Here is a 25582-nt window from a genome sequence, read left to right as displayed (position 1 = left end):
GATGGCAGCAAGGATGAATACCCATTCGCCCGAGACCGTCGGCGAAATGCTGGACACGATGGACCTGCTTGCGCATTCGGAACCGCGCGTCAGCATCGGCGACATCATGGAGAGCTTCGGCAATCGCAGTTTCGGGCCCGCGATCGCACTGCCGGCGATGTTCGAGTTGACCCCCATCGGCTCGATTCCCGGCATGCCCACATTGCTCGCCGCCTGCATCGTTTTCTTCGCCGCGCAAATGGCCATGGGCCGCACACACATGTGGGTGCCGCAGTTCCTTGCCCGAAGAAGCCTGCCGTCCGGCAAGCTCAAACGCGCCGTTCAACGCCTCCGCCCCGTCGCCCTGAAGGCGGACGACTTGTTCAACAAGCGTCTCTCCGCGCTGACGCGTCCTCCGTTTAGCCGGATCGTCGCATTCGCCGTCATCGCGCTTGCCCTGGCCGTGCCTCCGCTGGAGATCATTCCGTTCGCGACGTCGATCCCGATGTCCGTGATCGTGCTCACGGGCCTGTCACTGATGCTGCGCGACGGCGTGCTGCTTCTGGTGGCCATCGCACTGCTGCCCATCTCTATGACCGTATGGATGGCGATGTCGTGAGCAGGCAGTGCGCGCTCATGCGCTGCTGCCGGTTCATTCGTACTCGGAAAGGCGCGTTTCTGCCTCGGGGTGCGGCCGTCTCGCCCGGATCACCAGCACGATGAGTACGACCGCGGCCACCGCTGCGCTGATCCCGATGGCCAGCGGCCAGCTGAAATGGAATTCGGAGAGGGAAGGCATTCGGGGAATTCTGCAGTTGCACGTGTCTTCCCTCTGTAGGACGGTTTCCAGAAATGCTGGCAAGGGCACAACGGGCATACCGCCACGTCCGGACAGGAATTTTCGCGTTCCGGAAACCCGTGCTACAATAGCGGGCTACGCGGCTGTAGCTCAGTTGGATAGAGTACTTGGCTACGAACCAAGGGGTCGTGGGTTCGAATCCTGCCAGCCGCACCACTTGATGCAAGTGAACATTCAACGGCCTAGAGTCCTGCTCTAGGCCGTTTTTCTTTGGGCGCATCGACTCATGAGCAAGGCTTTCACCAAGGAAACCGATCACGACGACGAGGACGGCGACGATGCCGGTCTTCCGCCGTTGCCTGCGGGCGGCAAGAACTACATCACCCCCCAGGGTTACGCGCGCCTGCGCGCTGAATTGCTCGATCTGATGGACAACGAGCGGCCCAAGGTGGTGGAGGCTGTCCACTGGGCTGCACGCAACGGCGACCGCTCGGAAAACGGCGACTATCTGTACGGGAAGAAGCGGCTGCGCGAGATCGACCGCCGTATCCGCTTCCTCACCAAGCGGCTGGACATCGCCGAGGTTGCCGATCCCAGCGTGCATCACGGCAGCGACCAGATTTTCTTCGGTGCCCGGGTGACCTACGCAGAAGAGTCCGGCGCAGAGCGGACTGTCACCATCCTGGGCATCGACGAAGCCGAGAGCGCTCTTCAACAAGTGAGCTGGATTGCGCCGGTGGCAAGGGCGTTGCTCAAGGCGCGCCAGGGTGATGTGGTTCGTCTGGTCACGCCGGTCGGCGCGCAGGAGATCGAAGTTCTTTCCGTGACCTACCCCGAGCCCGCGAAGGACTGAGCCGGCGCAGGAGCTCAGCCCGCCGGCATGGCGCGCCTGGCCCCGATGACCGAGGGCGTGCGGCGCAGGTTGCGCAAGACGGTCTCCAGATGGCTGCGGTCGCGCACCGCGATCACGAAGCGCAGGTCGTTCACTTCCTGCGCGGCGTCGTCCGGCATTTCCACATGCTTGATGTCGGCTTCGGCACCTGCCAGTGCCACGGCAATGCGTGCCAGCACGCCCTTGCCGTTTGCCACGGTCACGATGATGCCGGTTTCGAACGCGCGCACGGGCTCGTCCGCCCATTCCACGGCGAAGAAGCGCTCGGCGTCCTTGTACTGCAGGCGGCGGCCCACGGCGCATTCGTCGGTGTGCACCACCAGCCCCTCGCCATGGCCGAGGTAGCCCACGATGCCGTCGCCCGGGATCGGCCGGCAGCAGGGCGCAAATACCACGGAGGAGTTCTCGCTGCCATCCAGCGTGACCGCGCCTTGCGACAAGGTTTCATGCGCGGTGTAGCGCTCGCGGCTGAGCAGCAATGCGTCTGGGCGCAGGCCTTCTTCGGCCATGTAGCCGACGAGCCGCTTGGCCACGATGCTGGCGATGCGTTTGCCCAGGCCGATGTCGGTCAGCAGTTCGGCACGATTGCGGCTACCGGTGAAGCGCAGGAGCTTTTCCCAGATCGGTCCGCGCTTCGGGTCGTTGTCGGGCAGCTTTTCCATGCCTTCGGCGCGCAGCGCCTGCAGCAACAGCTTTTCGCCCAGCTCCTGCGACTCGGTCTGCGCCAACGTCTTCAGGTAGTGGCGGATCTTGGAGCGCGCGCGCCCCGTGCGCACGAAGCCCAGCCACGCCGGATTGGGCGTGGAGATCGGCGCGGTGATGACTTCCACGATGTCGCCGTTCTTGAGCTCGGTGCGCAGCGGCACCTGCTCGCCATTGATGCGCGCGGCAGCCGTGTGGTCGCCCACGCTCGAGTGGATGGCATAGGCAAAGTCCACCACGGTCGCGCCGCGCGGCAGCGCCATGATCTGGCTCTTGGGCGTGAACACGTAGACCGCGTCGGGGAACAGGTCCACCTTGACGTGGTCCCAGAACTCCGTGGCGTCCACCGTCTCGTTCTGGATGTCCAGCAGCGACTGCAGCCACTTCGTGCCCATGCGGTCGGCATTCGCGCTACCGGGTTCGTTGGCCTTGTACAGCCAGTGCGCGGCGACGCCGGATTCGGCCACCACGTGCATGGCTTCGGTGCGCATCTGGAACTCCACGTTCACGCCCGATGGCCCGACCAGTGTGGTGTGCAGCGACTGGTAGCCGTTGAGCTTGGCGATCGCGATGTGGTCCTTGAACTTGCCCGGCACCGGCTTGTACATCTGGTGCAGGATGCCCAGCGCCGTGTAGCAGTCCAGCACGCTGGGCACGATCAGCCGGAAGCCGTAGATGTCGGTGACCTGCGCGAAGCTCAGGTGCTTCTCGTCCATCTTGCGGTAGATGGAGTACAGCGTCTTCTCGCGGCCGGCGATGCGCACGTCGATCTTCGCCTGGGTGAAGGCGGCTTCCACCTCGCGCTGCACTTTCTGGATGAGGTCGCGACGGCGGCTGCGCGCCTTGGCCACGGCCTTGGACAGCACGGTGTGCCGCCAGGGCTTCAGGTGGGTGAAAGCCAGCTCCTGCAGTTCGCGATAGGTCTGGTTCAAGCCCAAGCGGTGGGCGATCGGGGCGTAGATGTCCAGCGTCTCCGACGAGATGCGTGACCACTTCTCGCGTGGCACGTCGTGCAGCGTGCGCATGTTGTGCGTACGGTCGGCCAGCTTGATCAGGATGACACGTACATCGCGCGCCATGGCCAGCAGCATCTTGCGGAACGACTCGGCCTGGCTTTCCTCGCGTGTGTGGAACTGCAGCTTGTCCAGCTTGGTGAGGCCATCCACCAGCTCGGCTACCGGTGCGCCGAATCGCTCGATCAGCTCGGGCTTGGTGACACCGCAATCCTCGATGGCGTCATGCAGCAAGGCGGCCATCAGGGCTTGCGCATCGAGTTTCCATTCCGCGCATTGGGCGGCCACGGCGATGGGATGGGTGATGTAAGGCTCACCGCTGTTGCGCAGCTGACCCAGATGCGCCTCGTCCGCAAAGCGGTAGGCGCGGCGAACCTGTTCGACGTCCGACGCGTCCAGATAGACCATCTTGTCGGTGAGCGCGGCGAAGCTGGCCGCAGCCGCGTTCAGGGCCGCCGGGCTGACGCCGGCGGGCCGGACGGCGGCCTGCATGGTGGGCTTCATCAATGCGCTCATGGCTTTAATGTAGCAAGAGCGGCAAAACACCGGCTCGCCAACAAAAAAAGCACCGCAATGCGGTGCTTTTCCATGAAAACCAGCCCAAAAACCGGGCTGATTAAATAAATTTAATTACAGCGGGACCTTCTTGAGCATTTCCAGGCCAACCTTGCCTTCGGCAATCTCGCGCAGGGCCGTGACGCCGGGCTTGTTCTTGCTCTCGATCTTGGGCGCGTGGCCCTGGCTGAGCATGCGGGCGCGGTAGGTCGCGGCCAGAACCAGCTGGAAACGGTTGGGGATCTGCTGCAGGCAGTCTTCGACGGTGATGCGGGCCATTTGGGATCTCCGGGGGAATGTGATCAGGGAATGTCCAGCGCCTGGAAGGTATCGGCGCGCGTCCTGCGCTGTGCCGCAAACTTCAGCCGCTGCGCGTGCACGACTGCTTTCAGGTCGAAAAGCGCACGCTCGAACAACTCGTTGATTATAACGAAGTCGAACTCATGGGCCTGGGCCATCTCGGTGGCGGCATTCTGCAGACGCAGCTCGATCACGTCCGGTGCGTCCTCGCCGCGCCGCTGCAGGCGCGAGCGCAGTTCTTCCCAGCTCGGTGGCAGGATGAAGATCAGCACCGCGTTGGCGAAGATCCGCTTGATCTGGATGGCGCCCTGGAAGTCGATCTCCAGGATGACATCCGCGCCCTGCGAGATGCGCTCCTCGATCGCCTTTCGCGAGGTGCCATAGCGATGGCCGTGTACGTTTGCCCACTCGAGGAACGCGTTGTTCAGCACCATGGCGTCGAACTCGGCCTGGGAGACGAAGAAGTACTCGCGGCCGTGCTTTTCCTGCCCGCGCGGCGCCCGCGTGGTGTGCGAGACAGAAGGCTGCACCAGCGAGTCGAGCTCTCGCAATGCGTTGACCAGGCTCGATTTGCCGGCCCCGCTGGGGGCGGCCACGACGAAGAGGTTTCCGGGGTAATCCATGCGTGCCTGAATTCTCGCTTATTCGATGTTCTGGACCTGCTCGCGCATCTGTTCGATGAGCACCTTCATGTCCACCGAAATGCGTGTCATCTCGAGGACTGCGGACTTGGAGCCCAGCGTGTTGGCCTCGCGGTGCAGTTCCTGGATCAGGAAGTCCAGGCGCTTGCCGATTTCGCCGCCCTTGGTGACGAGCCGGCCGATCTCGTCGAGGTGGGACGACAGCCGCGTCAATTCCTCGGCCACATCGATGCGGATGGCGAAGGCCGTGGCTTCGGAGAGAGCGCGGTCCTGCGCCGCTTCGGGCAGGGTGGCTCCTTCGGTCAAGGCCATGGCTTCCTTCCAGCGTTCGAGGAAGCGCTGGCGCTGCTGCTCCACCAACTGCGGCACCAGCGGGCCGGCCTGTTGGGCCAGGGCGCGCAACTGCGCAATGCGGTCCTTGAGCATCTCGGCCAGTCGTGAACCTTCGCGCTCGCGGGCGGCCAGCAGCGCGGTGACGGCTTCTTCGGCCAGGGCGGGCAGGTCCTCACTCCAGTCGTGGCCGGTCGGGCCTTCCTGGCTGCCCAGCCGGATGATCTCGCCCACGCTCAGGGGTGTGGCCTGGGGCAGCCAGGCCCTGACGGTGTCCTGCACCGCGTTCAGGCGCTGCAGCAGGCGGGGCGATGGCTCGGTCACGCTGGACGCGCTGGAGGACTCGATGGCCACACGCATTTCGACCTTGCCGCGCTTGAGCCGCTGGGTGAGCAGTTCACGCAGGGCGGGTTCGTGCTGGCGCAATTCGTCGGGCAGGCGGAAGGCCAGGTCGAGGAAACGGCTGTTGACCGAGCGGATCTCCAGCCCGAGCCGGACTGTTGCAGGAGACACGGAATCCGCGGAGGAAGCGGCTGCACCCGTGCCTTTTTGGGCACTGGCGTAGCCGGTCATGCTGTAAACTGGCATCAAGACTCGCTGAAGGTAGAGGGGGGTGCCCGGCGGCGGCCAAGAGCCGTTGTGTCGCTGTGCCCCGGCCGGAGCTCATCGCCCGAATTATGTCAAAGGTCAAACCAGCTTCCCTGCCGCCGGATACCGTCATCGGAGGCTACCGCGTCGTCCGCAAGCTTTCGGCAGGCGGGTTCGGCGTCGTGTACCTCGCGGTGGACAACGAAGGTGAGCAGGTCGCCGTCAAGGAGTACCTGCCTTCGTCCCTGGCCACGAGGGCCGTGGGTGAGTTGCTGCCGCAGGTCCAGCCCGAGAAACTGTCGCTTTACCGCCTTGGCCTGAAAAGCTTCTTCGAAGAAGGCCGCTCGCTCGCGCAGATTTCGCACGCCTCCGTGGTGAGCGTGCTCAACTTCTTCCGCGAGAACGAAACCGTCTACATGGTGATGAACTACCTGGAGGGTGCGACCCTGCAGGACTTCATCATCACCGCGCGCGAACTGAAGAAGCAGAAGGTCTTCCGCGAGTCGACCATCCGCTCGCTGTTCGACGAAATCCTGCGCGGCCTGCGCATCGTGCACCAGCACAAGATGCTGCACCTGGACATCAAGCCGGCCAACATCTTCGTGACTGACGAGAACAAGGCGGTGCTGATCGACTTCGGCGCCGCGCGCGAAGTGCTGAGCAAGGAAGGCAATTTCATCCGCCCGATGTACACGCCCGGCTTCGCTGCGCCCGAGATGTACCGGCGCGATTCGTCGATGGGTCCATGGACGGATATCTACGCCATCGGTGCCTGCATCTACGCCTGCATGCAAGGCTACCCTCCCAACGACGCGCCCCAGCGACTCGAGAAGGACCGCCTGTCGCTGTCGCTCTCGCGCCTGCGCGGCGTCTACTCCGACAACCTGATCGAGGTGGTGGAATGGTGCATGTCGCTCGATCCGCTGTCGCGCCCACAATCGGTGTTCGCGCTGCAGAAGGAACTCAGCCGCGAAGGCGAGCGTCGCTACACCAAGCTGTCCGTCGGTGAGAAGGTGCGCCTGCAGTTCGACAACATGCTGACCGACACCAAGAAGAACCTGAAGAAGGCGACGGGCTTCAGCACGAAGATCAAATGAAGTTTTCCGTCTTCCAGATCAGCCGCCGCGGCGGCCGCGCCAAGAACGAGGACCGCATGGGCTACTGCTACACGCGGGAGTCCGGCCTCTTCGTGCTTGCCGACGGCATGGGCGGGCATCCGGAAGGCGAGGTGGCCGCGCAACTGGCGCTGCAGACCGTGTCGGCGCTGTACCAGCGCGAGGCCAAACCCACGGTGCGCGATCCGCGCGAATTCCTCACCGCCTCGCTGATGGCGGCCCATCACCAGATCATGCGTTACGCCGGCGAGAAGGGCATGCTCGACACGCCGCGCACCACGCTGGTGGCGGCCATCGTGCAGGGCAACAGCGCCACCTGGATCCATTGCGGCGACTCGCGCCTGTACGTCGTGCGCGAGGGTGAACTGCTCACGCGCACGCGCGACCACTCGTACCTCGAACATCGCGAAGCGTCGTCGGTGCTGCGCCTCACGCCGGTGAACCGCAACATCCTCTACACCTGCCTCGGTTCGCCTACGCGACCTGTCTTCGACGTGTCCGGCCCTGTGACGCTGCAGCAGGGCGACCGCGTCATGCTGTGCTCCGACGGCCTGTGGGGCAGCCTGAAGGACGAAGAGATCGTCCATGAACTCTCGCGCCAGAACGTGGCCGACGCCGTCCCCGAGATGGTCGAGCAGGCATTGCGCAACGGCGGCGAGTATGGTGACAACGTGACCGTGATCGCGCTCGAATGGGAAACGCCGGACGCGTTCGAATCGACGCGCGGCATTTCCACCGACAGCATCAACGACGGCGTGTTTGCGTCCACCATCCAGGCCGGGGTGCTCGACACCACGGCCGACGATCTGGACGACGCCGCGATCGAGCGTTCCATCGCCGAAATCAACGAAGCCATCCGGCGCTCCGCCGCAAAAAAGGCCTGAACCATGAGCGAATTTTCAAGAAGCGGCAACCGCGCCGCTGACCAGTTGCGTCCCGTGCGCATCACGCGCGGGTTCACCATCCACGCAGAAGGCTCGGTGCTGATCGAGTTCGGCCAGACGCGCGTGCTCTGCACCGCGTCGGTGGAAGAGAAAGTGCCCGGCCACAAGAAGGGTTCCGGCGAGGGCTGGGTCACGGCGGAATACGGCATGCTGCCGCGCGCCACGCACACGCGCGGCGACCGCGAGGCCGCACGCGGCAAGCAGAGCGGTCGCACGCAGGAAATCCAGCGCCTCATCGGCCGTTCGCTGCGCGCGGTGTTCGACCTGAAGAAGCTCGGCGAACGCACCATCCACCTCGACTGCGACGTGCTGCAGGCCGACGGTGGCACGCGCACGGCCGCCATCACGGGTGCCTTCGTCGCTGCGCAGGACGCCGTGGGCAAGCTGATGGCTGCGGGCAAGCTCAAGGAGTCGCCGCTGACGGGTGAAGTCGCTGCCATTTCGGTCGGCATCGTCGAAGGCACTCCGCTGCTCGATCTGGAATACATCGAAGACGTCGCGTGCGATACCGACATGAACGTCGTGATGACGGGTGCCGGTCACTTCGTCGAAGTGCAGGGCACGGCGGAGGGTGCGGCTTTCACGCGCGTCGAGATGGATCAACTGCTCGCGCTGGCAGACAAGGGCATTGGTGAACTGATCGTCTTGCAGCGGCAGGCACTCGCGGGCTGAGAGATCGACAGCCAACGTGAAGCTCGTCCTCGCCTCCAACAACGCCGGCAAACTGGCCGAGCTGCAGGCCATGTTCGCGCCGCTGGGCGTGCAGCTCGTGCGCCAGTCCGAGCTCGGCGTGGGCGAGGCGGAAGAACCCTTCCGCACCTTCGTCGAGAACGCACTCGCCAAGGCGCGCTTTGCCGCGCGCGCGACCGGTCTGCCTGCGCTGGCGGACGATGCCGGCCTGTGCGTCGACGCATTCGACGGTCTGCCCGGCGTAGACACGGCCTACTACGCCACGCAGTTTGGCTACGAGAAGGGCGACGCCAACAACGTGCGCGCCTTGCTCGAGCAGATGACGGGCGTGACGCAACGTCGCGCTGCGCTGGTGAGCACGCTTGTCGCCGTGCGCACACCCGAAGACCCGGAGCCGCTCATCGCAGTCGGCCGTGCCGTCGGCGAAATCACGCGCGAGCCGGTCGGCGAGCATGGTTTCGGTTTCGACCCGGTGATGTTCATTCCCGAACTCGGCCAGACCTTCGCGCAGTTGCCGCCCGAAGTGAAGAATGCGCGCAGCCATCGCGGCCAGGCCGCGCGCGCCATGCTCGTGCTCATGCGCGAGCGCTGGCTGTGAAGGACATCCAGCACTATATGCGCGCGGGCGCGCTGCAGCTGTCTGCGCTGCCGCCGCTGTCGCTGTATGTGCATCTTCCGTGGTGCATCCGCAAGTGCCCGTACTGCGACTTCAACTCGCATGAGATGAAGAAGGATGAGCTGCCCGAGCAGCGCTACCTCGATGCGGTGATCGCGGATCTCGACGTGTCGCTGCCGCTGATCTGGGGCCGCCCGGTCCACAGCATCTTCATCGGTGGCGGTACGCCCAGCCTGTTCTCGCCGCAGGGCATCGACCGGCTGCTGGGCGACATCCGCGCGCGCCTGAAGCTCGATGCCGATTGCGAGATCACGCTCGAAGCCAACCCCGGCACGTTCGAAAAAGACCGGTTCCGCGCCTTCCGCTCGGCGGGTGTCACGCGCCTGTCGGTCGGTGTGCAGAGTTTCAATGACGCGCACCTCAAGGCGCTGGGACGCGTGCACGATCGTGCGCAGGCATTCGCGGCCGTGGAAGAAGCCAGCAAGGCCTTCGATACCTTCAACCTCGACCTGATGTACGCGTTGCCCGGGCAGACGCTGGCGCAACTGGATGAGGACCTGGACACCGCACTGTCGCTCGCGCCGCCGCACCTGTCGGTGTACCACCTCACCATCGAGCCGAACACGATGTTCGCGAAGTTCCCGCCCGTGGTGCCCGAGGACGACATCGCGTACGCCATGCTCGACCGCATCACCGAGCGCACGCGAGACGCCGGGTTGTACCGCTACGAAGTCTCGGCCTATGCGCGAGACGGCCATCGCTGCTGGCACAACCTGAACTACTGGCAGTTCGGCGACTACCTCGGCATCGGTGCCGGCGCGCACAGCAAGCTGAGCTTCGCGCACCGCGTCGTGCGGCAGGTGCGCTGGCGCGAACCGCGCCTGTACATGGACAACGCGCTCGCAGGCAACCCCGTCACGCAGGACGACGACATCGGCCGCGCCGACCTGCCTTTCGAATACATGCTCAATGCACTGCGTTTGAAGGAAGGCTTCAGCCTTACCGAATTCAGCGAACGCACAGGCCTCGCCATCACGGCCATCCAGCAAGGATTGAAGGAAGCGGAAGACAAAGGCCTGATCGAGCGCGACTTCCACCGCGTGCGCCCGACCGTGCGCGGCTTCGATTTCCTGAGCGACCTGCAGTCGATCTTTCTACCGACGGCGTAGAATCGCGCCTTCCGGAGGTGTGGCAGAGTGGTCGATTGCACCGGTCTTGAAAACCGGCAACGGGAAACCGTTCGTGAGTTCGAATCTCACCGCCTCCGCCAGACCTTTGCACGCGACTGCAAACGTGCTAGCAGTTCGCTGGGCTTCTGAGCTTCAAGCGCAGCTATTGCGACCCAGTGCTCTGGGTCTTCTCCCAATTCAAGTGCGATGTTCCCAGCGAGAACCGGGCTTAGGCGGCCTTGTTTCTTTGCCATTGAGAATGTTTCCGGCGTGATGTTGAAGTCCCTCGCCCATGCGGCTGCATGCTTCACTTCAAGCGCTTTTCCGAACAAATCCATCGTTGTTGGCATGGTAAATACCCCTTAGCAATAAGCGGGTTTTATCAGATTTTGGTTGCCGTGTGACTAAGCAGTCCTTATCTTCGTGGACTAAGAACCGCTTAGTTTTCCCATGGAGGCACCATGTCCCTACAACCGATTTCGAACCCCCAGCACCAAGGCGGCACCGGTAGTGCCTCTTCCGGTGCCGTCGCTGGGGGTTCACCAGTTAAGGGTCCGCGTCCCTACGACGCTTTCGACCATCACTTCCCGCTGACTTTCGAACGCTTCTTTGCCGCCGCCTACAACCAGTGGGACGGCCACAAGACCAAGAAGCCCGCTATCCATGTCCAGGTGCGCGTTCGAGGCTCCGTCCACTGCGCCCACGTCGTGAAGCTCGGCGACACCATGGACAGCGGGATGTGGTTCAAGGTGCAAGGTCTTCAGCTTGGGATCACATGGTGCGAGTCCCGCAATGTTCGTCTGTGCTCCGGCGATGGCCGCTGCACCTGTGCGCGCGCAGCCGGAGGGGCCCCGCTTGCGGGGAACCCGGCTGAAGCGCAGCAGGTGCGTTTTGATGGGCTCCACGGGGGCGGTTTTTCTCAGGCGGGCGTGGTAGCACCGCCTGAGAGTCTCACCGATGAGACTTTGCATGTTGAGCCGGGTACGCAGGCTGCCTACATGCTTTCAGAGCCATCACAGGGCTGGAGAAGGCTCTGTCATACGCTCCCCAAGGAACTGAGCTGCGCCCATTCGCTGCAGGGTGCTTCCTTTCGGAATGCGGGGGCTTGAGGCGTGGCCTACGACACGATCAAGCTCAAGTCACCCTCCATCGATCGCACGGTCATGAAACGCATCGAGCAACAGTGCATCCTCCGCTCGGGTTGCGACTTGGCGACGGGCGAGGTCCTGTATGAGTTGTTCACCGGCGATCTGCTCGGTTCTTGGGATTCACGGATCAGCGTGATCCCGAAGTACCAGGACTGGGTGGTGGACAAGAACGGTCGTCCGCGCCTTCACGCCTGCGAGCCTTACTTGCTGATCGAGGCCAGCGCGCACAAGGTCATGCTGGGGCACAACGTCTACGGCGGGCCGACTGATTTCAAGGAAGCAGCGCGATACCTCGTCGCCTTGGTCGAGAAGCTTCTGGACACTGAGCTCATGTCCGCCGACTTCTGGACCGTCCACCGCGTGGACGTGGCGCATGTGTTTCGCTTGCGCAAGGCGGCCTGCAAGGAATTCTTCGATTCGATCCAGCTACGCAACTTCCCCAGGCGCCAGAAGAAGGCGGCGAAGTACGACATGGCCGTGTACTTCGCGGGCAAGACGACGACGGTCAAGTTCTATCACAAGGGTTCGGAATTCAGGCAGCACGACTACAGCCGCCTGCGCAGCTTCTTCCGCATCCTGTTCGATCACATGTTTGGCACGGACCCGAAGAATTTCGAGCGGGTCGAGCGCAAGTTGAACGCGCTGCAGCGACTGGCCGACGACCGCTTGCGGGTCGAGGTCGAGATCCACAGCGACAAGCTCCAGTACGACTTCGGGAAGAACCCGACGGTCGCGGAACTGGACGACGCGTACTTAGAGCGCATCCACGACAACGAGGTGGAGCGGCTGCTGAGAGAAGGGAAGCACTCCATGGAAACGGTCCGCAACACGACGGCGGTGATCACGCGCCTTCAGAACACATACGGCGACACGCGAGGAGGCCAGCTCTACGGCTTCTGGTCGGCGATGTGCACGCTCAACGAGAACGTCGTGCGCGACAAGTACAGCCGCGCCACGTTCTTCCGCAATCGCAAGCTGCTCGAAGAGGCCGGCGTGAGCTGGCGCTCTTCAAACATTCATGTCACGGCGAACGATTCGCTGATTCACGATTTCACGCCGCAACGCGTGGACAGGCGGTTCTGTAACTCACCGGCTCGGAACCGCCCCGAGTACCACGTCAGCCGGGATTTGATGCGCTTGGCCGCATAGGAGAAAGAAGCATGAACGCTGCCGTTCAAAACCTGCCCACGACGGGCAAAGCACCCGCACCCATGGAAGTCCTGATCAAGGGGCGCATCGAGGCATCGCGCCGCCACGACGGCACGCGCTACACGCGCATCCTCACGCCCGCGCCGGACGCCTACAGCCGCCCGCAGGTTCTGGAAGTGCGCAGCAAGCAGTCGCTGGGTCAGTCCGGCGACGAAATCAGCGTGACGGCCCGCCTTGGCGGTTTCACGCGCAAGGCGTTCCGCGCGACCGACAAGGAAACCGGCGAGGTGACGATGGTCACGCCGGTGGACCTGACGCTCGATGCGGTGGAGTAACTGACTTTCGCAAGCGAAAGAAACCACCCATGTCCCATGACACCGATGGCCAATGGCCACCATGTTCGAACTGTGGCCACGAGATCCCGCTGGAAGAGGGCGACGATGAAGCGGTCTTTACCGAAGCCGAATTCATCTGTCCCGCCTGCGGTCATCGCGAGTCCTATGACGACATGTTCCAGGGTTGATTGAGAAAGGACCTGCCCTATGTCTCTCGGCTATGTCTGCATGGACTGCCTGTACCCCGGTGAATTCATGGAGTTCGTCACTGGCTCCATGAATACCGATGGCAATGACTTCGATGTCGATAACGACGACGACCGTATCGAGAAGGAGTGTCCTCAATGCGGATCGCACAACATCGGCGAGTTTGATTGAGAAAGGGCCAATCATGGAAGACGACGATCAGGGCGGCTTCGGCTGCGGCGAGTACTCCCGCTTCCACTGTGAGAACTGCGGTTCTGAAGAGGGAGAGGAGAAGTACGACGGCGGCACCGAGTACACCGCATGCGCACAGTGCGGCTGGTTCGACCGTGAAGCCCTCGGGTATTGATTTGCACACAGGCGGGTGAATGATGACCTTGAACCGGATGTTCCTCTACTGCATCGTCTCCATCGTGCTCACCGTCGCGGCGTTGCTGCCGCTTCTGTGGATCAAGCCATGAGCGCCAGCGTCACCCTCGGCGGACACGAGATCCCGGTCACGGACTCGTCGTGTTCTGCCGTCGCCCAGGGCATGGCAACGACCTATCCCGGCACGCAAGGCGTTACCTGCTCGGATAACCCGATCAAGGTCGGGACCGTCGTCAACTTCACTTTCAACGGAGGTATCTATCAACTGACGGCTGGCGCGGTGAACGCTCCAGCGCCAAGCACCCCGCAGTCGCCCGACCAGGACATCCACTGCGCAACGTCCTGCACGGTGACCGTCAAGCACGAGCTGACATGGCCTGCGATCTCGCTGGAACAGTTGGGCGTCACGCCGGGTGCCATCGCCAACGCCTACGCATGGGGCTTTGGCGCGGTGTTCTCGATGTGGGTGATCGGGTATTGCGTAGGTCTCGCAGTTGGACTGATCAGGAAAGCCTGATTGCAGCGGTAAGCCCGCCAGCGTTGTGAAACGTCGTGGGCCTTACCGGTGCAACCCGAATGTCTCGGGCCACCAACTGGAGATATCCATGAAGCTCTACAAGCAAGCAAAAAAGTACGGCGCGAAGATCCTCGCTGCCGGTTCCGGCCTGATGCTCTCGGGTCTGGCGATGGCGCAGTCCACCGAAGGCCCGTTCGATCCGTTTTTCGACGCGATCAGCCTGGACGGCATCACCGCCAAGGTGATCGCAGCGGGCGTGATCATCGTCGGCATCGCGCTGGCGTTCAAGGGTCCGGACGTCGCCAAGCGCGTCATCCGCAAGGTCTGATGTGACCATCGGCGCACTCACCGCACTGCTCTTCGTGGTCATCGCGTTGATCGGCGCGATGAGTGCTGCCGCCTTCATCGTTGGCATGAGGTCCGCATGATGATCGAGCTCTTCCGCTACTTCCTCGTCCTCGCCGCCTGCGTCGTGTGGACTGGCTCTTCGCACGCAGGCAGGCTGCCTGACTTCAGGCAGATCGGCACGAACAACGCCGGCCGCTCCGTCACCTTCGGCCCGACCGGGCAGGGCACCCAGTGGGGCAGCGCTGTTCCCGTTGCGCCACCCATCACCGGCGGCTGGCAGTACGCCGGCAACTACGGAGTCCCTGCAACTGCGACTGGCACAACGCTCACCATGTCGGCCGGAGGCGATGTGTTCATCGCTGGCACGAAGTACCCGTTTCAGGCGGGTTACACCGTCGACAAGTCGGCCGTGCTCGATGGCGTCATAGGCGTTGCCTCCTTGTTGGGCGGTTGGCCCGGGCTGGTTGCAAGCGGCGCTGTTGGCATTGCTGCATGGATGCAGAGTTCGAACGTCAAGGTCAATCCGAACGCCACGGGTCCCAATGACGAATTCCTGCTCATGGAAAGCGGCCTCGTCTGTACACCGCCGCCGAACGTCGTAGCAAGCTGCGCAGCCACGCGAAACACCTACGTTGCGCTGAGCCCATCACCCATCATGTGCTGGCGTGGTGGACAGACGCCCGGCCCGAACTATTCAGGCTACTGGAATACATCGCAGAACCTCTACGGCTTCACCTACAACAACGGTTCAAACCAGTTCCACAATTGCTATTCCCAGGCGTACGCCGTCAGTGAAACCGGGCTGCCCAAGAGCATGGATGACATTGCGCCCTACATGCGCAACTCGCCGATGCCGGGCGCGGTTGTGCAGGAGGTTCTGGATCGAGGCGGCTCCATCGAACTGCCAACCCCCTCGATCACAGGTCCGGCCAGCGTTGATGCTGGCTCCAAGGAAACCGTGCATCCCGATGGCTCGAAGACGGTGACCAACGTCACCAACAACTTCACCATCAACAACAACACGATCACCTATGACAACCGCACGACGACCACCACGACTTACAACAGTGCCGGTGTCAAGACCGGCACAGAGACAGAGGTCGAGGAGACTGAAGACAACGAGTTTCCGTCTGATACGCCTCTTGCTGAGATTCCTGAGCTCTACAAGCAGAAGTACCCCGACGGACTAGCCGGCGTCTGGGGCACGCGCAAGGCGGAAATGATGGCCACCCCGCTCGGCCAGCTCAGCACGAACCTCATGCCCAATCTGGCAGGCGAGGGCGTCTGTCCCGCGTGGATGATCGACCTCGACTTCGCGGTGCCCGGCTGGAGCTACGGCGAACGCAATGTTGCGCCGCCGTGCTGGGTCTGGGGATTCGGCCAGGTCGTCATCGTCATAAGCGCATTGCTTCTTGCGCGCGCCCTCATCTTCGGGGGCTGAGGCATGGCAGCAGCCTTCTCGATGCTGCTGGCGAAGATCGCCGCCGCCGTCCAGTGGTTCGGGCTCCTCTTCGTTGCCGTCTTCGCTGCGATCTGGCTGCTCCTCACCGACGTGGTGTGCTGGGTCATGGACAAGGCGCTAGGCGTCGCTGTCAATGCAGCCAGCGGCATCGACACCACCGGCATCGATACGAACCTCGCCGCATGGGGCGCGCTGCCCGGTGAGGTCGTCAACATCCTGCTGCTCCTGGGCGTGCCGCAGGCCATCGGGATCATCACGGCCGCCATCGGCATCCGCCTGGTCCTGCAGCTCATCCCCTTCACGCGACTGGGCTCGTAAGCGCTTTCGCACGCGAAAGACACCCCCATGATCAACGGATTGCAGGGCATCCCCGGTAGCGGCAAGAGCTACGAGTCTGTCGCCTTCCACGTCCTCATGGCCCTCAAGCAGGGCCGCAAGGTCATCACCAACCTGCCGCTGATCCTGGAGCAGTTCGGCGCGATCAACCCGGACTGGCTGGACCTGATCGAACTGCGCTGGAAAGCCCAGCCAGTGCGCGGCACATGGGATGCGGAGCGCATCAACGAGAACACGGGCGAGGGCGACGCCTTCGAGCTGTTCGAGGATCGCCACACCGAACAACCGCCCGAAGGAACCCGGCGCTTCGGCCACGTCTGGGACTTCTACACCGAATGGAAGCACCCGAAGACGGGCAGGGGGCCGCTCTTCATCATCGACGAATGCCACGTCCCTTTCCCCAAGCTCGGCACCAACAAGCAGGTCGTCGAGTGGTTCAAGCTGCACCGGCACTTCAACGTCGACGTGCTGCTCATGACCCAGAACTTCAGGGACATGGATCAGGAGATTGCGGGCCTGATCGCCATCCTCGTGAAGTGTCGCAAGGCCGACGTGCTGGGCAAGCCAGACCACTACATCCGCAACGTCCATTCCGGCTACCGTGGTGCGCTCATCAGCAGCGAAGAGCGCAAGTACAAGCCCGAGTACTTCGGCCTGTACAAGAGCCACACCCAGGGCAACAGCGTCGGCGAGGCCGAAGCCACCGACGTGAAGCCCTTCATGGTCAAGTTCAACCGCTTCAAGTGGGGCTGGATCGCCTTCAGCGTCGTTGTCACCATCTGGGCGTTCTGGCCAGCCGGAGACAAGAAGAAGCCCAAGCCGCTACCCGCCAAGATGGCAGCAGCAGACGCACCATGGCAGGAGAAGCTACCGCCAGACCATCCGGCCCGCATCAACTGGGAACTGGAGAAGGCCGGGAAGCTACCGAAGTGGGATGCGGAAGCAGAAGCCGCCAAATACGCCGCGCAGCACAAGGATCAGTTGTCTGACCCGAGCGGCCAGGCTTCCGACATGCAGCCCGTAGCAACGGGAGAAATGCCGGAGCCGTTCACCAGCAAGGGCATCCATCTGACGGGGCGCATGACGATGAAGGGCAGGACCGTCTACACCTTCGCAATCAGTCACAGCGCCGTGTACGTCAACACAGTGACCAGTCTGGAGCTAGAGAGCATGGGCTACAGGTGGGCACCGTTGACCGACTGCGCCGGAGCGCTGGCTTGGAGAGGGAAAGTTCGAGCCGTTATCTGCGACAGTCCTAGGGCAACTGTAATAACAGCCGCAAACTGAATTTCAAGGGGTTCCCTGAACTGCATCGGCCCAAGGGTCATCTACATCCAAGTGAGCGCCATCAAAGTTTATGGAAATGCGCTTGTATCTGCTTGCTTTATCAATACGATCTACCCGATACAGAGCCACTTCATTTGCATCAATACTTCCGGATCGGATCCCGTCAAAAACGCCGTTCACTAAGTCTCTAGAGTGGGTTTCAATAATTAATTGAAGCCCACGCTTGGTTGCCGACTCGATGAAAATCCCACTCAATTTTTTAGCAGCCTTCTCATGCAGATGGAGTTCCGGTTGCTCAAAAAGTAACGTCGAGCCCTTGGTCGCATAGCTGCATTGTGTGAGCACGGGAAGTACTTGGGATAGTCCGTAACCCAGATCGGCGATGGGGAGCTTCTCGCCGTCATCTAGCGTAAGCGTCACATCAAGAAGGTCTGAAGTCCCTACACGGGAAAGTCCAACGGCTTTCGCCAGTCCCATACTTGCTAGCCAGCCGTTGATCTGCTTTTGATGAGCCTTTCCTTTCGAGCGGGAATACTCAGATGCAAGGAGTGTGATGGTAGCTTCACCTTGTGCACCGACCTCGGAAGCGGAGGATCCTCTAAACGGATACCTCCTAAGGGGACTTTGTCTAAATGGTCCCAAATAGCAAGTTGAGCGCAATGCCCTTTCAATTTTTTGCTGTACCGCACTGAGAAAAACAAAAAGTCCAAGGAGGTCTTGATTTACTCCCCTCTCCTTAGAGATGATTGGCATAAAAGAAATGTTATTGCGCCGTTCAACTTCAAAGGATTGATCAGAAGAATTCGTAGTGCAATAAAATTTGTAAGGCGAATTCTTTGATCGTATTATTTTTGCCGTATTGCCTCCAACATCGAAATCTGCGCTGGATATGTAGACCTCCTGTGTTCTTCTATTGCAGCGGAACTCATATCTCACATAACACGGGCCTTTTATGTGCGCTTCACCTTCGGGCAGTGTGGCTTCCAAATCAATTGGACCGAGATCCAAGGCGATGCAGATGGAGTCGTCATATGAGTTGGAGTGAGCAATCTCAACAAACCGTCCTAAGTGAACATGAGCGTACTCACTATCCAGTACTAGAGAGGGCAGGGTGTTTCCAAGCTTTAGTGTTTGGGAAAGCGCCGCGATTGAGTGAAGCACCGAACTTTTCCCCGAGGAGTTTGCCCCTATAAAGATCGTGATTGGGCAAAGCTGGAATGTTGTTTCTTTGTCGATCCCCTTGAAGTTCGTGATCGCTATGTGTTCGATGGTCATGCGGCTCCTCTGGTTGGTACTGAGAATGTATCCTTTTGTTTCAAAAAAGAAAAGCCGCCCTTAGGCGGCTCCCGAATTCGCACGCGAAACTCAGTGATCCAGCCGGATCATCTCCCTAGCTTCAACCACCAGTCCGGCCAGCGTCAGCTTGTCGCCCTGGATGCCCAGAAAGTGCGCGACGGTGTCCCAATCCCTATCGTCATAGCCGCACGTGTAGCGCGCCACCAGTTCACGCGCCTTTTCCCGGTCTGACTTCTTGGCCATCTTCTTGCCTTCGTTGAACGACTCTTTCACCACAGCGGTCATCGCTGCCTGCTGCGCCTTGTCCAGATGCTTGATGAGGTCGGCCGTCGGCACTTGGTCAATCGCTTCATACTGCCGATCCAGCTGGGCGTACAGATCGTGCAGCTCGGTTTCCGCATTCCACGGCGCCGGCTCCGGTTCTGCCTGCGCCCCGATCGGCAGAGCGTGCTGGCTCTCCGCCTTCTTCGCCTTGCGCTCCTCCTCGATCTCCTGCCGCATCGTCTGCAGCAGCTCACGTGCTTCAGCCCGGCCAGCGTGTCCCTCGTCGATCTGCTGTGTCAGTGATTCCACGCGCGGATACCACTTGCCCAGCTTCTCCATCTGGTTGAGCGTCAGCACCAGCTCGAGGTCGTCCGCCTTGCTCTCTGGATGCTCGAACCATGTCCGCGTGTTCCATCCCAGATTCGTCGCCGCTGCGACGTGCTTGGACACCCAGGGCACCGACTTGCCGAGGATCTCGCCCACCTTCGCCTGGCTCTTGTTGCGCTCATACAGCTGCAACACCCCCTTGGCCGTGTCGGCCAGGCTCAGCTCCTCGCGCTGGATGTTCTCCACCAGCTGCATCTCATTGGCCTTGTCATCGTCGACCTGGCCGACCAGTGCAGGCACATGGCTCAGGCCCGCTCGCAGCGCAGCGCGGATGCGCCTTTCGCCGGCAATGACGATATAGCCGCCTTCGTCGCTCGCGCGCAGCAACACCGGCTGCAACATGCCGTGTGCCTGGATGCTCTTGGCCAGCTCGGCAATCGAGTTCTCGTCGAACTCGGTGCGCACTTGGGGCAAGGCGCGAATCTGGCCCAGCTCGATGAAATCGATGCTGCGGTCTTGGTTGGTGGAAGCTTGCGTCATGGTTCTTTCTCCTGCGAAAGTAAGTTGATGAATGAAGGCTGTTTTGTGGATACCTTCAGCAATGCTTCCTCGCTCCCCTCGCAGGGCGAGGGGCGGGGGGGAGTGGGTTGGTTGATCACAAAAGAAAAATCCGGCCTGTGCCGGATCTGCGAAATAAAGACACCCCCGTTACGCCCCTCACTCCCGTGCGGGGTTAACGGGGGTGGCTTCGCAGATCGGCCAGGCCGGATTTTTCAGGATGTAGGAACTGCGGCCGCAGTGGACATGACACCAAGCGAAGCGACTGGCGTGGCCAATGCAGCAGATCCGGATTCAACGCCAACAAAGATCGAGGACCACGGTGAGCTTGCGTGAGGGATCGTTACCCGTATGGGCCATGACTACAGGCATGGTCGCGTAGCGATAGAGCCCGACCCTTGGGGCACGCCTCATTGCACTTGGCGAACCGCAAACTTTCCGGCAGACTCGGGCGAGGAGAGAAGTTAATGCGAAAGATCGCCTTTTTATTGCTGCTGATGCCGTTCGGTGCGTCAGGTGCCACCGTGTATTTGTGCAAGGCATACAGCGGCGGAACGTTCTGGACCAACACGCACTGCAGCCAGCGCAATGCGACCGTAGAACGCATCGTGACAGTCCCCGACGATATGACATGGGAGCAACAAGTCGATATCGCCCGGGCACAACACCAGCAAGGTCAAGCGCTGCAAAGTCAGGCCGTCCCGCAAGTCTCAACCGCGCAGCGATGCGCGCAGCTCCAGGCCGAGCGTCAAAGAATCTGGAGCCGATATTCCAACTGGCAGTATCAACCCCCCGAAGTTATCGGACCAGACCGACAACGGACGCTTGCTATACAGGCAGAGCAGCAGACGCTAAGGTGCCCCATGCAGTGATCGCTGTTTGCAACTTTGGTACAAGCATTCGCTTCAGAACGGCTTTGGATCACTTTCGCACGCGAAACCAAACCGGTCGTGATGCTGCAACCAGACGCAGACATGTTTGAACCAGTGAGGAGAAAGTATGTACGGGTCGAAGCGTGAACGGGAGTATCTCTTCTCCCGTGCTGACGGAAATGCTGCTATGAGGGCGCAGGTCGAGGCAGCGCTCTCGGAGGTTGATAGATTGCCTGAGCAGCGGTTGCTCAATACAGATGTTGATGCCCTCGTCCAGTACTTCCTTGATAAATACTCGATGACAGTGCCCACACTCGATCGAAGTGGGGTGGAGGGAAGTCATCATGAGCGTCCGTATGAAGCCTACGATCAATGGGAAAGGCGAACGGTCCGTGTCCCAGGCGAAGCGTATGACTTTGAGGTCCCCTTCGCTGGTGAAGCTAGCATTTTTCAGATGCAATCTAATACTTTCGACACCAACCCTCCAGTCGCTGAGGTCGCAGGCAACAAACTGAAGTTCACGATTGCAGGTCGAACCTTGTCACCAGAGGAGGTGAGGCAGAAAGTGAATTCATTGCTCGACTCAATTGACCAGTACCTTGGGTGGCATCGGTCAATGTGGTCAAGCTACCCCGATGAACTGGGTCGTAAAGTGAGGCAGCAAATCGAAGCGCGCACCGCTAGGCTTTTGCAGCAGAAGAGTTCAGTGGCAGCCCTTGCAGGGCTGGGAATAAAAATCATGGAAAAGGCCGGTGATGCTCGCACGTACGTCCCACCGGCTGTGAAGCAAAAGATTCAGCCTCAGCTTCCCCCTATGCGACCCGCAACGCCGCCCGAGCCAACCCTAGACAAAGACGTATATCAAAAGATACTCGGACTGATTCGCGGCGCAGGACGCAGCATTGAGCAGAGCTCATCTAGGACGCGTAGTCTTGACGAGGAGGCCTTGCGAGATATGTTCCTTGTTCCGCTCAACGCGCACTTCGGCAACGCGACAGGCGAGGCCTTTAATGTCACGGGAAAAACAGATATCTTGATTCGCTACGAGGCAGGAAACATCTTCGTGGCTGAGTTCAAAATTTGGGGTGGCGATAAGCTCTTTCTTCAAACCATCGACCAACTTCTCAGCTACTTGTCTTGGCGGGATACCAAGACGGCGATCGTTATATTCAATCGCAATGTGGGATTTACGAGCGTTGTGAACAAGATGCGCGCTCTTATAAAGACGCACTCGAACTACGTTAGTGGCCCATTGCGGTTGGATGAGACAAGCGATAGCTATACGTTCTCGCTACCTCAAGACAACGAGAGACAGATAACAATCGCCGTTCTGGCGTTTGATTTGGGTAGTAAAGCCTGATCCATGGGGTGGACACTCCGAAGCGACCACGGGGCAGATTTTAGTGGACAATCCTGTTAAGGGGCCGAAAACAGAAGTTTAGGAGTTTTCTGATGATGCCATGTCTGAGCATCGTGCACCCGTGGTTGAGTAAATGGATGTGGACTACTGCCCAAGCTGCTGTAGTTGAACGCTTCGCAACTGGGGGCGATGGTAGTGCGTCCATCACGCCGATCAGGCAAGCCGTGGCACGGCCACTTTGGCGCTACGCCTTGATCTCGCTTGTATTTTCGAGATTACTTAGAGAGTCGCAGCACGCTTGTTGTGAACTCTCCGAATGCTGATTGGCTACGCGCGAGTTAGCACTAACGATCAGGATGCGGCTATGCAGCTACAGCAGTTGCGTCGAGCAGGTGTCCTGAAAGTCTTTCACGAAAAGCAGAGTAGTGTTGGTTCGCGTCCTCAGTTACAACGCGCGCTCGACAGTCTGCGGCCAGGCGATGTTTTGGCCGTATATAAGCTTGATAGGGTCGCCCGAAGCTTGCGGGACTTGCTGAATATCCTTGAGCGCATTGAAGCGGTTGGCGCTGGCATTCGTAGCCTGAGCGAGCCCATCGATACATCTAGTGCCGCGGGGCGCCTGATGATTCAGGTCCTAGGTGCAGTCGCTGAATTTGAGCGGTCATTGATCCGGGAAAGATCTATGGCCGGTCAGCGCGCCGCTATGGAGCGTGGTGTCCATTGCGGGAAGCGCCGCAGCATTGACGCTGAGACCGAAGAGGACATATTGCTGTTCTGGGATACCGGTGACTACACGCTGAGAAGTCTTGCGCATGTGTTCGGAGTTTCCGAGTCGGTGGTGAAGCGCACGATCTATCGCGTGCACAAACCTGGGCACTCTTCTCTCCGATAGTGTTGTTCGAAAGCAACCGCCTCCGCCAGATGGCGACCCGCCCTGCGATCACTCGATCCTGATATTCGCCGCCCTTGCCACCGGCTCCCACCTTGCGCGCTCCGACAGCGCCAGCTTCCTGAAGTCTTCCGCAGACCCGCCCATCGGCTCTGCGCCGATCTGCAGTAGGCGGGTTCGAACGTCCGGGTTCTTCAGCACCCCATTGATTTCGTCCGACAGTTGCTGCACCAGTGGTTGCGCGGTGCCACCGCGAACAAAAAAGCCGATGGACGAAGCGCCGTACAGGTCGGGGTAGCCGGATTCGATGAGCGTCGGGATTTCCGGCGCGAGCGCGGTGCGCGTGCGGCTGCCCGCCGCGATGATCTTCACGCGGCCGGCCTTGTGTTGCGCGAGGTAGTCCGAGATGACGGAGACGCCTGCCGGGACCTGGTTGCCCATGAGGTCGGTGAGCAGCGGCTGGCCGCCTTTGTAGGCAACGAGTTGCAGGTCGATGCCGGTGATCTGTCGCAGGCGCAGGATCAGCAGCGCGCCGACGCTGCCCATGCTGGACGTGCCGATGTTCGCCTTGAGCGGGTCTGCCTTTGCGGCGGCCAGGAACTGCTGAAGGTTCTCCACGCCGGAACCCGGGCTGATGGTGAGCGCGTGCGGGATGTGCACACCGTCGCACACGGGCACGAGGTCCTTGTCGGCATCGTAGGGCAGCTTGCTGTAGAGGAACGGGAAGAACGCGGCCACGGCAATCGGCGCGAACATCACGTACGAGCCGTCGGGCTCGGTGCTCTTGAGGAACTGGGCGGCCACGAGGCCGGTGCCCCCGGGTTTGTATTCCACGATGACGTTGCGCTTGATGCCGTCCTTGAGACGGTCGGCGACAAGGCGTGCCACGTTGTCCATGCTGGCGCCGGGCGGCACCACCACGATGATCTTCACGGTGGAAGGCAGTTGCTGCGCATGGGCAAAGCCTGTGGCCCCCACGGTGGCGGCGGCGGAAATGGCTTTGACGATCTGGCGGCGATTGAGCATGGTTTGTCTCCGTATGCTTCTTGAAAACAGGGCGAGGGACGGTGGTCCGCACCTCTCGCCGGAAGGGCCTAGAACAGGGGTTCCGTCCACTTCAGTTGTTTGGTGTTCACGCCTTCCTTGACGCAACGTGCAGCGGCAAGCCCTGCGATCTCACCGGTCTGCGTGCACCACGGGAAATTACGCATCACCATGAAGATCGTCTCGAAGGTGAACGACAGCGATGCACCAGTGAGCAGCAGGTTGTTCACTTCCTTGGGCAGGAAGCTGCGGAATGGCACTTCGAACGTGTACTTCGTGTAGGCGTCCCAGAAGAAGGTCTTGGTCATCGGCTTCGTGACCGCATCGGGGAAGCTGCGGCCTTCGCGCGCGTCATCGATGGAGAAGACGTACTCGCCAATGGGGTGCCGACCGTCGCGCACGCCGACATAGCGGCCCACGTGCACGATGAATGCGTTCTCGAACCCGGGCACGTACTTGCGCAGGAACTGAGCCTCGATGTCGATCAGGCGGCGCAGTTCGGTCTTGGCGCGCGACGCATGCTCGGCGCTTTCGTCCATATGCAGTGCCCATTCGTACGGGACGTTCTGCCAGAGGATGAAAGTGCCCGGCCCCTGGATCGGGCTCATATCGATGGTCGGGTGGCCGATGTAGTGGTCGCCGTACACGCCCTGGTCGGCCATGCGCGGACGGTACAGCTCGGGCGGGATGTCGCCGGCCGCACGGGCCTTGTTGATCAGCTTGCTGAGGGCGGGATCGTCTGCGTTGCGCTGGTACTCGGCGGTCTTCGCGAAGTCGATGCCGCTCATGATCCATAGCAGGCCGCCCGGGATGGGGCGCTTCTCGGGGTCCTGGCTCACCGTTTCGTGCTGGCGTCCGCCGCCGGAGACGAAGGGCGCGCCTGCGCGGGCCACGACCTCAGCCGTGCCCGAGCCTTCCACGAAGATGCGGCCGCGCACGGCCTGCCGGCCTTCCACGGTCTCGATGATCGCGTGCGTGATGCGACGCTCGCCGTGGTCATCTTCCATCTCGACATCGACGAACGACGCGCCGTAGATCGAGTGCACGCCCGCTTCATCGAGCATGCGCACCATGATGTTGCCGGCCGCATCGGGGTTGAACGATTCGCGGCGGAACGGGCTGCCCGGCTTCAGGTAATAGTCGTAGTGCGAGAGCGCATTGCCGGCCCAGTCGGGCAAATCCTTTTCGGTGGGCGCGTAGATGCAGCCTTCGCGCGCGAAGCGCTCCATCAGCTCGGTGTGGATGCCGCCGACGCCGGTGTTCGCCGCGCCCTGCAGGCCGGAGGTGTGCACGCCGCCGGGCATGTCGAACTTCTCGACGATCACGACGCTGCAGCCTTCGCGCCGGGCGCGCAGCGCAGCGGCGAATCCGCCCGGGCCCGCGCCGATCACGACGACATCGGCTTCGGCGACGACGGGCACTCCGGCCTTGCTGGTGCCGAGCGCCTTCTGCTCGGGCGCCTGTTGCTTCTGCATGGGGTACTT

The 25582-nt window shown here is 61.4% G+C and carries 31 protein-coding genes and 2 tRNA genes; 23 read left to right on the top strand and 10 right to left on the bottom strand.

Features of this window, described 5'->3' with window-relative positions; all coding sequences use genetic code 11:
- Positions 1-58: 58 nt before the first annotated feature.
- Positions 59-598, top strand: coding sequence for an exopolysaccharide biosynthesis protein (locus ACO2Q9_RS03955; RefSeq protein WP_423308522.1), 540 nt, complete (start codon positions 59-61; stop codon positions 596-598).
- Positions 599-631: 33 nt separating this feature from the next.
- Here ACO2Q9_RS03955 and ACO2Q9_RS03950 read toward each other — a convergent pair whose 3' ends face one another.
- Entirely contained in the window at positions 632-778 is a 147-nt protein-coding gene (locus ACO2Q9_RS03950; protein WP_423308520.1) for a hypothetical protein, read from the bottom strand.
- Positions 779-917: 139 nt separating this feature from the next.
- Between ACO2Q9_RS03950 and ACO2Q9_RS03945 the strand changes: the two genes are divergently transcribed.
- Both ACO2Q9_RS03945 and greB read left to right on the top strand, forming a co-directional pair.
- A tRNA-Arg gene (locus ACO2Q9_RS03945) sits at positions 918-994 on the top strand.
- Between the two features lie 70 nt (positions 995-1064).
- Entirely contained in the window at positions 1065-1631 is a 567-nt protein-coding gene (gene greB, locus ACO2Q9_RS03940; protein WP_423308518.1) for a transcription elongation factor GreB, read from the top strand.
- A 14-nt stretch (positions 1632-1645) separates the two neighbouring features.
- Here the strand turns inward: greB and ACO2Q9_RS03935 are convergent, their stop codons facing one another.
- The 4 genes from ACO2Q9_RS03935 to ACO2Q9_RS03920 form a co-directional block, all read right to left on the bottom strand.
- A complete protein-coding gene (locus tag ACO2Q9_RS03935; protein ID WP_423308516.1) occupies positions 1646-3901 on the bottom strand; it encodes a RelA/SpoT family protein in 2256 nt (751 codons plus the stop codon).
- 114 nt (positions 3902-4015) lie between these two features.
- Positions 4016-4219, bottom strand: coding sequence for a DNA-directed RNA polymerase subunit omega (rpoZ, locus tag ACO2Q9_RS03930; RefSeq protein ID WP_423308514.1), 204 nt, complete (start codon positions 4217-4219; stop codon positions 4016-4018).
- A gap of 23 nt (positions 4220-4242) precedes the next feature.
- Entirely contained in the window at positions 4243-4863 is a 621-nt protein-coding gene (gmk, locus tag ACO2Q9_RS03925) for a guanylate kinase (RefSeq protein WP_423308512.1), read from the bottom strand.
- Between the two features lie 18 nt (positions 4864-4881).
- A complete protein-coding gene (locus ACO2Q9_RS03920) occupies positions 4882-5799 on the bottom strand; it encodes a YicC/YloC family endoribonuclease (RefSeq protein ID WP_423308510.1) in 918 nt (305 codons plus the stop codon).
- 89 nt (positions 5800-5888) lie between these two features.
- Between ACO2Q9_RS03920 and ACO2Q9_RS03915 the strand changes: the two genes are divergently transcribed.
- From ACO2Q9_RS03915 to ACO2Q9_RS03890, 6 genes are all read left to right on the top strand, one after another.
- Positions 5889-6896 (top strand): serine/threonine protein kinase, encoded by a 1008-nt coding sequence (locus tag ACO2Q9_RS03915; RefSeq protein WP_423308508.1) that lies wholly within the window; start codon positions 5889-5891, stop codon positions 6894-6896.
- Positions 6893-7798 carry a PP2C family protein-serine/threonine phosphatase gene (locus ACO2Q9_RS03910; protein ID WP_423308506.1) on the top strand — a complete coding sequence of 302 codons (906 nt, stop codon included), beginning with the start codon at positions 6893-6895 and terminating at the stop codon, positions 7796-7798. The genes ACO2Q9_RS03915 and ACO2Q9_RS03910 overlap by 4 nt, the downstream gene beginning before the upstream one ends.
- Positions 7799-7801: 3 nt before the next feature.
- The gene (gene rph, locus ACO2Q9_RS03905) at positions 7802-8530 is read left to right on the top strand and encodes a ribonuclease PH (RefSeq protein WP_423308504.1); all 729 of its coding nucleotides are present in this window, start codon (positions 7802-7804) and stop codon (positions 8528-8530) included.
- Positions 8531-8546: 16 nt separating this feature from the next.
- Positions 8547-9146: an RdgB/HAM1 family non-canonical purine NTP pyrophosphatase gene (gene rdgB / locus ACO2Q9_RS03900; RefSeq protein WP_423308502.1), complete on the top strand. Its 600-nt coding sequence runs from the start codon at positions 8547-8549 to the stop codon at positions 9144-9146.
- A 17-nt stretch (positions 9147-9163) separates the two neighbouring features.
- A complete protein-coding gene (hemW, locus tag ACO2Q9_RS03895; protein ID WP_423309914.1) occupies positions 9164-10333 on the top strand; it encodes a radical SAM family heme chaperone HemW in 1170 nt (389 codons plus the stop codon).
- 13 nt (positions 10334-10346) lie between these two features.
- Positions 10347-10434, top strand: a tRNA-Ser gene (locus ACO2Q9_RS03890).
- Here ACO2Q9_RS03890 and ACO2Q9_RS03885 read toward each other — a convergent pair.
- A complete protein-coding gene (locus ACO2Q9_RS03885; RefSeq protein WP_423308500.1) occupies positions 10420-10683 on the bottom strand; it encodes a hypothetical protein in 264 nt (87 codons plus the stop codon). The two genes, ACO2Q9_RS03890 and ACO2Q9_RS03885, sit on opposite strands and share 15 nt — an antisense overlap.
- 111 nt (positions 10684-10794) lie before the next feature.
- Here ACO2Q9_RS03885 and ACO2Q9_RS03880 point away from each other — a divergent pair, with 111 nt between their 5' ends.
- The 11 genes from ACO2Q9_RS03880 (at position 10795) to ACO2Q9_RS03830 (ending at position 17488) form a co-directional block, all read left to right on the top strand.
- Positions 10795-11442 carry a hypothetical protein gene (locus ACO2Q9_RS03880; protein ID WP_423308498.1) on the top strand — a complete coding sequence of 216 codons (648 nt, stop codon included), beginning with the start codon at positions 10795-10797 and terminating at the stop codon, positions 11440-11442.
- A 3-nt stretch (positions 11443-11445) separates the two neighbouring features.
- The gene (locus ACO2Q9_RS03875; RefSeq protein WP_423308496.1) at positions 11446-12630 is read left to right on the top strand and encodes a phage/plasmid replication protein, II/X family; all 1185 of its coding nucleotides are present in this window, start codon (positions 11446-11448) and stop codon (positions 12628-12630) included.
- A gap of 11 nt (positions 12631-12641) precedes the next feature.
- The gene (locus ACO2Q9_RS03870; RefSeq protein WP_423308494.1) at positions 12642-12965 is read left to right on the top strand and encodes a single-stranded DNA-binding protein; all 324 of its coding nucleotides are present in this window, start codon (positions 12642-12644) and stop codon (positions 12963-12965) included.
- A 29-nt stretch (positions 12966-12994) separates the two neighbouring features.
- On the top strand, positions 12995-13153 hold the full coding sequence (locus ACO2Q9_RS03865; RefSeq protein ID WP_423308492.1) for a hypothetical protein: 159 nt from the start codon (positions 12995-12997) through the stop codon (positions 13151-13153).
- Positions 13154-13172: 19 nt separating this feature from the next.
- Positions 13173-13343, top strand: coding sequence for a hypothetical protein (locus ACO2Q9_RS03860; RefSeq protein ID WP_423308490.1), 171 nt, complete (start codon positions 13173-13175; stop codon positions 13341-13343).
- A gap of 13 nt (positions 13344-13356) precedes the next feature.
- Positions 13357-13518: a hypothetical protein gene (locus ACO2Q9_RS03855; RefSeq protein WP_423308488.1), complete on the top strand. Its 162-nt coding sequence runs from the start codon at positions 13357-13359 to the stop codon at positions 13516-13518.
- Positions 13519-13626: 108 nt separating this feature from the next.
- On the top strand, positions 13627-14055 hold the full coding sequence (locus tag ACO2Q9_RS03850) for a hypothetical protein (protein ID WP_423308486.1): 429 nt from the start codon (positions 13627-13629) through the stop codon (positions 14053-14055).
- Between the two features lie 88 nt (positions 14056-14143).
- The gene (locus tag ACO2Q9_RS03845; RefSeq protein ID WP_423308484.1) at positions 14144-14383 is read left to right on the top strand and encodes a hypothetical protein; all 240 of its coding nucleotides are present in this window, start codon (positions 14144-14146) and stop codon (positions 14381-14383) included.
- 99 nt (positions 14384-14482) lie between these two features.
- Positions 14483-15844, top strand: a complete 1362-nt coding sequence (locus tag ACO2Q9_RS03840) for a hypothetical protein (RefSeq protein ID WP_423308482.1) — start codon at positions 14483-14485, stop codon at positions 15842-15844.
- A gap of 3 nt (positions 15845-15847) precedes the next feature.
- The gene (locus ACO2Q9_RS03835; RefSeq protein WP_423308480.1) at positions 15848-16183 is read left to right on the top strand and encodes a DUF2523 family protein; all 336 of its coding nucleotides are present in this window, start codon (positions 15848-15850) and stop codon (positions 16181-16183) included.
- 27 nt (positions 16184-16210) lie between these two features.
- Positions 16211-17488: a zonular occludens toxin domain-containing protein gene (locus ACO2Q9_RS03830; RefSeq protein WP_423308478.1), complete on the top strand. Its 1278-nt coding sequence runs from the start codon at positions 16211-16213 to the stop codon at positions 17486-17488.
- Positions 17489-17491: 3 nt separating this feature from the next.
- On the opposite strand, the gene ACO2Q9_RS03825 is transcribed toward ACO2Q9_RS03830, so the two are convergent.
- Both ACO2Q9_RS03825 and ACO2Q9_RS03820 read right to left on the bottom strand, forming a co-directional pair.
- The gene (locus ACO2Q9_RS03825; RefSeq protein WP_423308476.1) at positions 17492-18763 is read right to left on the bottom strand and encodes an AAA family ATPase; all 1272 of its coding nucleotides are present in this window, start codon (positions 18761-18763) and stop codon (positions 17492-17494) included.
- Between the two features lie 90 nt (positions 18764-18853).
- The gene (locus ACO2Q9_RS03820; protein ID WP_423308474.1) at positions 18854-19915 is read right to left on the bottom strand and encodes a ParB/RepB/Spo0J family partition protein; all 1062 of its coding nucleotides are present in this window, start codon (positions 19913-19915) and stop codon (positions 18854-18856) included.
- 485 nt (positions 19916-20400) lie between these two features.
- Here ACO2Q9_RS03820 and ACO2Q9_RS03815 point away from each other — a divergent pair, with 485 nt between their 5' ends.
- From ACO2Q9_RS03815 to ACO2Q9_RS03805, 3 genes are all read left to right on the top strand, one after another.
- Complete coding sequence (locus tag ACO2Q9_RS03815) at positions 20401-20805, top strand: hypothetical protein (RefSeq protein ID WP_423308472.1); 405 nt, start codon at positions 20401-20403, stop codon at positions 20803-20805.
- 127 nt (positions 20806-20932) lie between these two features.
- Entirely contained in the window at positions 20933-22165 is a 1233-nt protein-coding gene (locus tag ACO2Q9_RS03810; RefSeq protein ID WP_423308470.1) for a hypothetical protein, read from the top strand.
- 316 nt (positions 22166-22481) lie between these two features.
- Entirely contained in the window at positions 22482-23057 is a 576-nt protein-coding gene (locus ACO2Q9_RS03805; protein WP_423308468.1) for a recombinase family protein, read from the top strand.
- A 48-nt stretch (positions 23058-23105) separates the two neighbouring features.
- Here ACO2Q9_RS03805 and ACO2Q9_RS03800 read toward each other — a convergent pair whose 3' ends face one another.
- Positions 23106-24080 carry a Bug family tripartite tricarboxylate transporter substrate binding protein gene (locus ACO2Q9_RS03800; RefSeq protein WP_423308466.1) on the bottom strand — a complete coding sequence of 325 codons (975 nt, stop codon included), beginning with the start codon at positions 24078-24080 and terminating at the stop codon, positions 23106-23108.
- Positions 24081-24148: 68 nt separating this feature from the next.
- Complete coding sequence (locus ACO2Q9_RS03795) at positions 24149-25573, bottom strand: FAD-dependent oxidoreductase (RefSeq protein WP_423308464.1); 1425 nt, start codon at positions 25571-25573, stop codon at positions 24149-24151.
- Positions 25574-25582 lie beyond the last annotated feature (9 nt).

Origin of the sequence: Variovorax sp. VNK109 (genome assembly GCF_049445855.1) — a bacterium.
Lineage (GTDB): Bacteria > Pseudomonadota > Gammaproteobacteria > Burkholderiales > Burkholderiaceae_C > JAGOCV01.
Note: the sequence above shows the minus strand (reverse complement) of the source record. Positions and strands in the feature narration are given on the sequence as shown.

What these genes read in the sequence shown, in the direction of transcription:
- ACO2Q9_RS03955 (WP_423308522.1), top strand. Translation starts at nt 59, where the DNA reads ATGGACCTGCTTGCGCATTCGGAACCGCGCGTCAGCATCGGCGACATC.
- ACO2Q9_RS03950 (WP_423308520.1), bottom strand. Translation starts at nt 778, where the DNA reads ATGCCTTCCCTCTCCGAATTCCATTTCAGCTGGCCGCTGGCCATCGGG.
- greB (WP_423308518.1), top strand. Translation starts at nt 1,065, where the DNA reads ATGAGCAAGGCTTTCACCAAGGAAACCGATCACGACGACGAGGACGGC.
- ACO2Q9_RS03935 (WP_423308516.1), bottom strand. Translation starts at nt 3,901, where the DNA reads ATGAGCGCATTGATGAAGCCCACCATGCAGGCCGCCGTCCGGCCCGCC.
- rpoZ (WP_423308514.1), bottom strand. Translation starts at nt 4,219, where the DNA reads ATGGCCCGCATCACCGTCGAAGACTGCCTGCAGCAGATCCCCAACCGT.
- gmk (WP_423308512.1), bottom strand. Translation starts at nt 4,863, where the DNA reads ATGGATTACCCCGGAAACCTCTTCGTCGTGGCCGCCCCCAGCGGGGCC.
- ACO2Q9_RS03920 (WP_423308510.1), bottom strand. Translation starts at nt 5,799, where the DNA reads ATGCCAGTTTACAGCATGACCGGCTACGCCAGTGCCCAAAAAGGCACG.
- ACO2Q9_RS03915 (WP_423308508.1), top strand. Translation starts at nt 5,889, where the DNA reads ATGTCAAAGGTCAAACCAGCTTCCCTGCCGCCGGATACCGTCATCGGA.
- ACO2Q9_RS03910 (WP_423308506.1), top strand. Translation starts at nt 6,893, where the DNA reads ATGAAGTTTTCCGTCTTCCAGATCAGCCGCCGCGGCGGCCGCGCCAAG.
- rph (WP_423308504.1), top strand. Translation starts at nt 7,802, where the DNA reads ATGAGCGAATTTTCAAGAAGCGGCAACCGCGCCGCTGACCAGTTGCGT.
- hemW (WP_423309914.1), top strand. Translation starts at nt 9,164, where the DNA reads ATGCGCGCGGGCGCGCTGCAGCTGTCTGCGCTGCCGCCGCTGTCGCTG.
- ACO2Q9_RS03885 (WP_423308500.1), bottom strand. Translation starts at nt 10,683, where the DNA reads ATGCCAACAACGATGGATTTGTTCGGAAAAGCGCTTGAAGTGAAGCAT.
- ACO2Q9_RS03880 (WP_423308498.1), top strand. Translation starts at nt 10,795, where the DNA reads ATGTCCCTACAACCGATTTCGAACCCCCAGCACCAAGGCGGCACCGGT.
- ACO2Q9_RS03870 (WP_423308494.1), top strand. Translation starts at nt 12,642, where the DNA reads ATGAACGCTGCCGTTCAAAACCTGCCCACGACGGGCAAAGCACCCGCA.
- ACO2Q9_RS03865 (WP_423308492.1), top strand. Translation starts at nt 12,995, where the DNA reads ATGTCCCATGACACCGATGGCCAATGGCCACCATGTTCGAACTGTGGC.
- ACO2Q9_RS03860 (WP_423308490.1), top strand. Translation starts at nt 13,173, where the DNA reads ATGTCTCTCGGCTATGTCTGCATGGACTGCCTGTACCCCGGTGAATTC.
- ACO2Q9_RS03855 (WP_423308488.1), top strand. Translation starts at nt 13,357, where the DNA reads ATGGAAGACGACGATCAGGGCGGCTTCGGCTGCGGCGAGTACTCCCGC.
- ACO2Q9_RS03850 (WP_423308486.1), top strand. Translation starts at nt 13,627, where the DNA reads ATGAGCGCCAGCGTCACCCTCGGCGGACACGAGATCCCGGTCACGGAC.
- ACO2Q9_RS03845 (WP_423308484.1), top strand. Translation starts at nt 14,144, where the DNA reads ATGAAGCTCTACAAGCAAGCAAAAAAGTACGGCGCGAAGATCCTCGCT.
- ACO2Q9_RS03840 (WP_423308482.1), top strand. Translation starts at nt 14,483, where the DNA reads ATGATCGAGCTCTTCCGCTACTTCCTCGTCCTCGCCGCCTGCGTCGTG.
- ACO2Q9_RS03835 (WP_423308480.1), top strand. Translation starts at nt 15,848, where the DNA reads ATGGCAGCAGCCTTCTCGATGCTGCTGGCGAAGATCGCCGCCGCCGTC.
- ACO2Q9_RS03830 (WP_423308478.1), top strand. Translation starts at nt 16,211, where the DNA reads ATGATCAACGGATTGCAGGGCATCCCCGGTAGCGGCAAGAGCTACGAG.
- ACO2Q9_RS03825 (WP_423308476.1), bottom strand. Translation starts at nt 18,763, where the DNA reads ATGACCATCGAACACATAGCGATCACGAACTTCAAGGGGATCGACAAA.
- ACO2Q9_RS03820 (WP_423308474.1), bottom strand. Translation starts at nt 19,915, where the DNA reads ATGACGCAAGCTTCCACCAACCAAGACCGCAGCATCGATTTCATCGAG.
- ACO2Q9_RS03815 (WP_423308472.1), top strand. Translation starts at nt 20,401, where the DNA reads ATGCGAAAGATCGCCTTTTTATTGCTGCTGATGCCGTTCGGTGCGTCA.
- ACO2Q9_RS03810 (WP_423308470.1), top strand. Translation starts at nt 20,933, where the DNA reads ATGTACGGGTCGAAGCGTGAACGGGAGTATCTCTTCTCCCGTGCTGAC.
- ACO2Q9_RS03805 (WP_423308468.1), top strand. Translation starts at nt 22,482, where the DNA reads ATGCTGATTGGCTACGCGCGAGTTAGCACTAACGATCAGGATGCGGCT.
- ACO2Q9_RS03800 (WP_423308466.1), bottom strand. Translation starts at nt 24,080, where the DNA reads ATGCTCAATCGCCGCCAGATCGTCAAAGCCATTTCCGCCGCCGCCACC.
- ACO2Q9_RS03795 (WP_423308464.1), bottom strand. Translation starts at nt 25,573, where the DNA reads ATGCAGAAGCAACAGGCGCCCGAGCAGAAGGCGCTCGGCACCAGCAAG.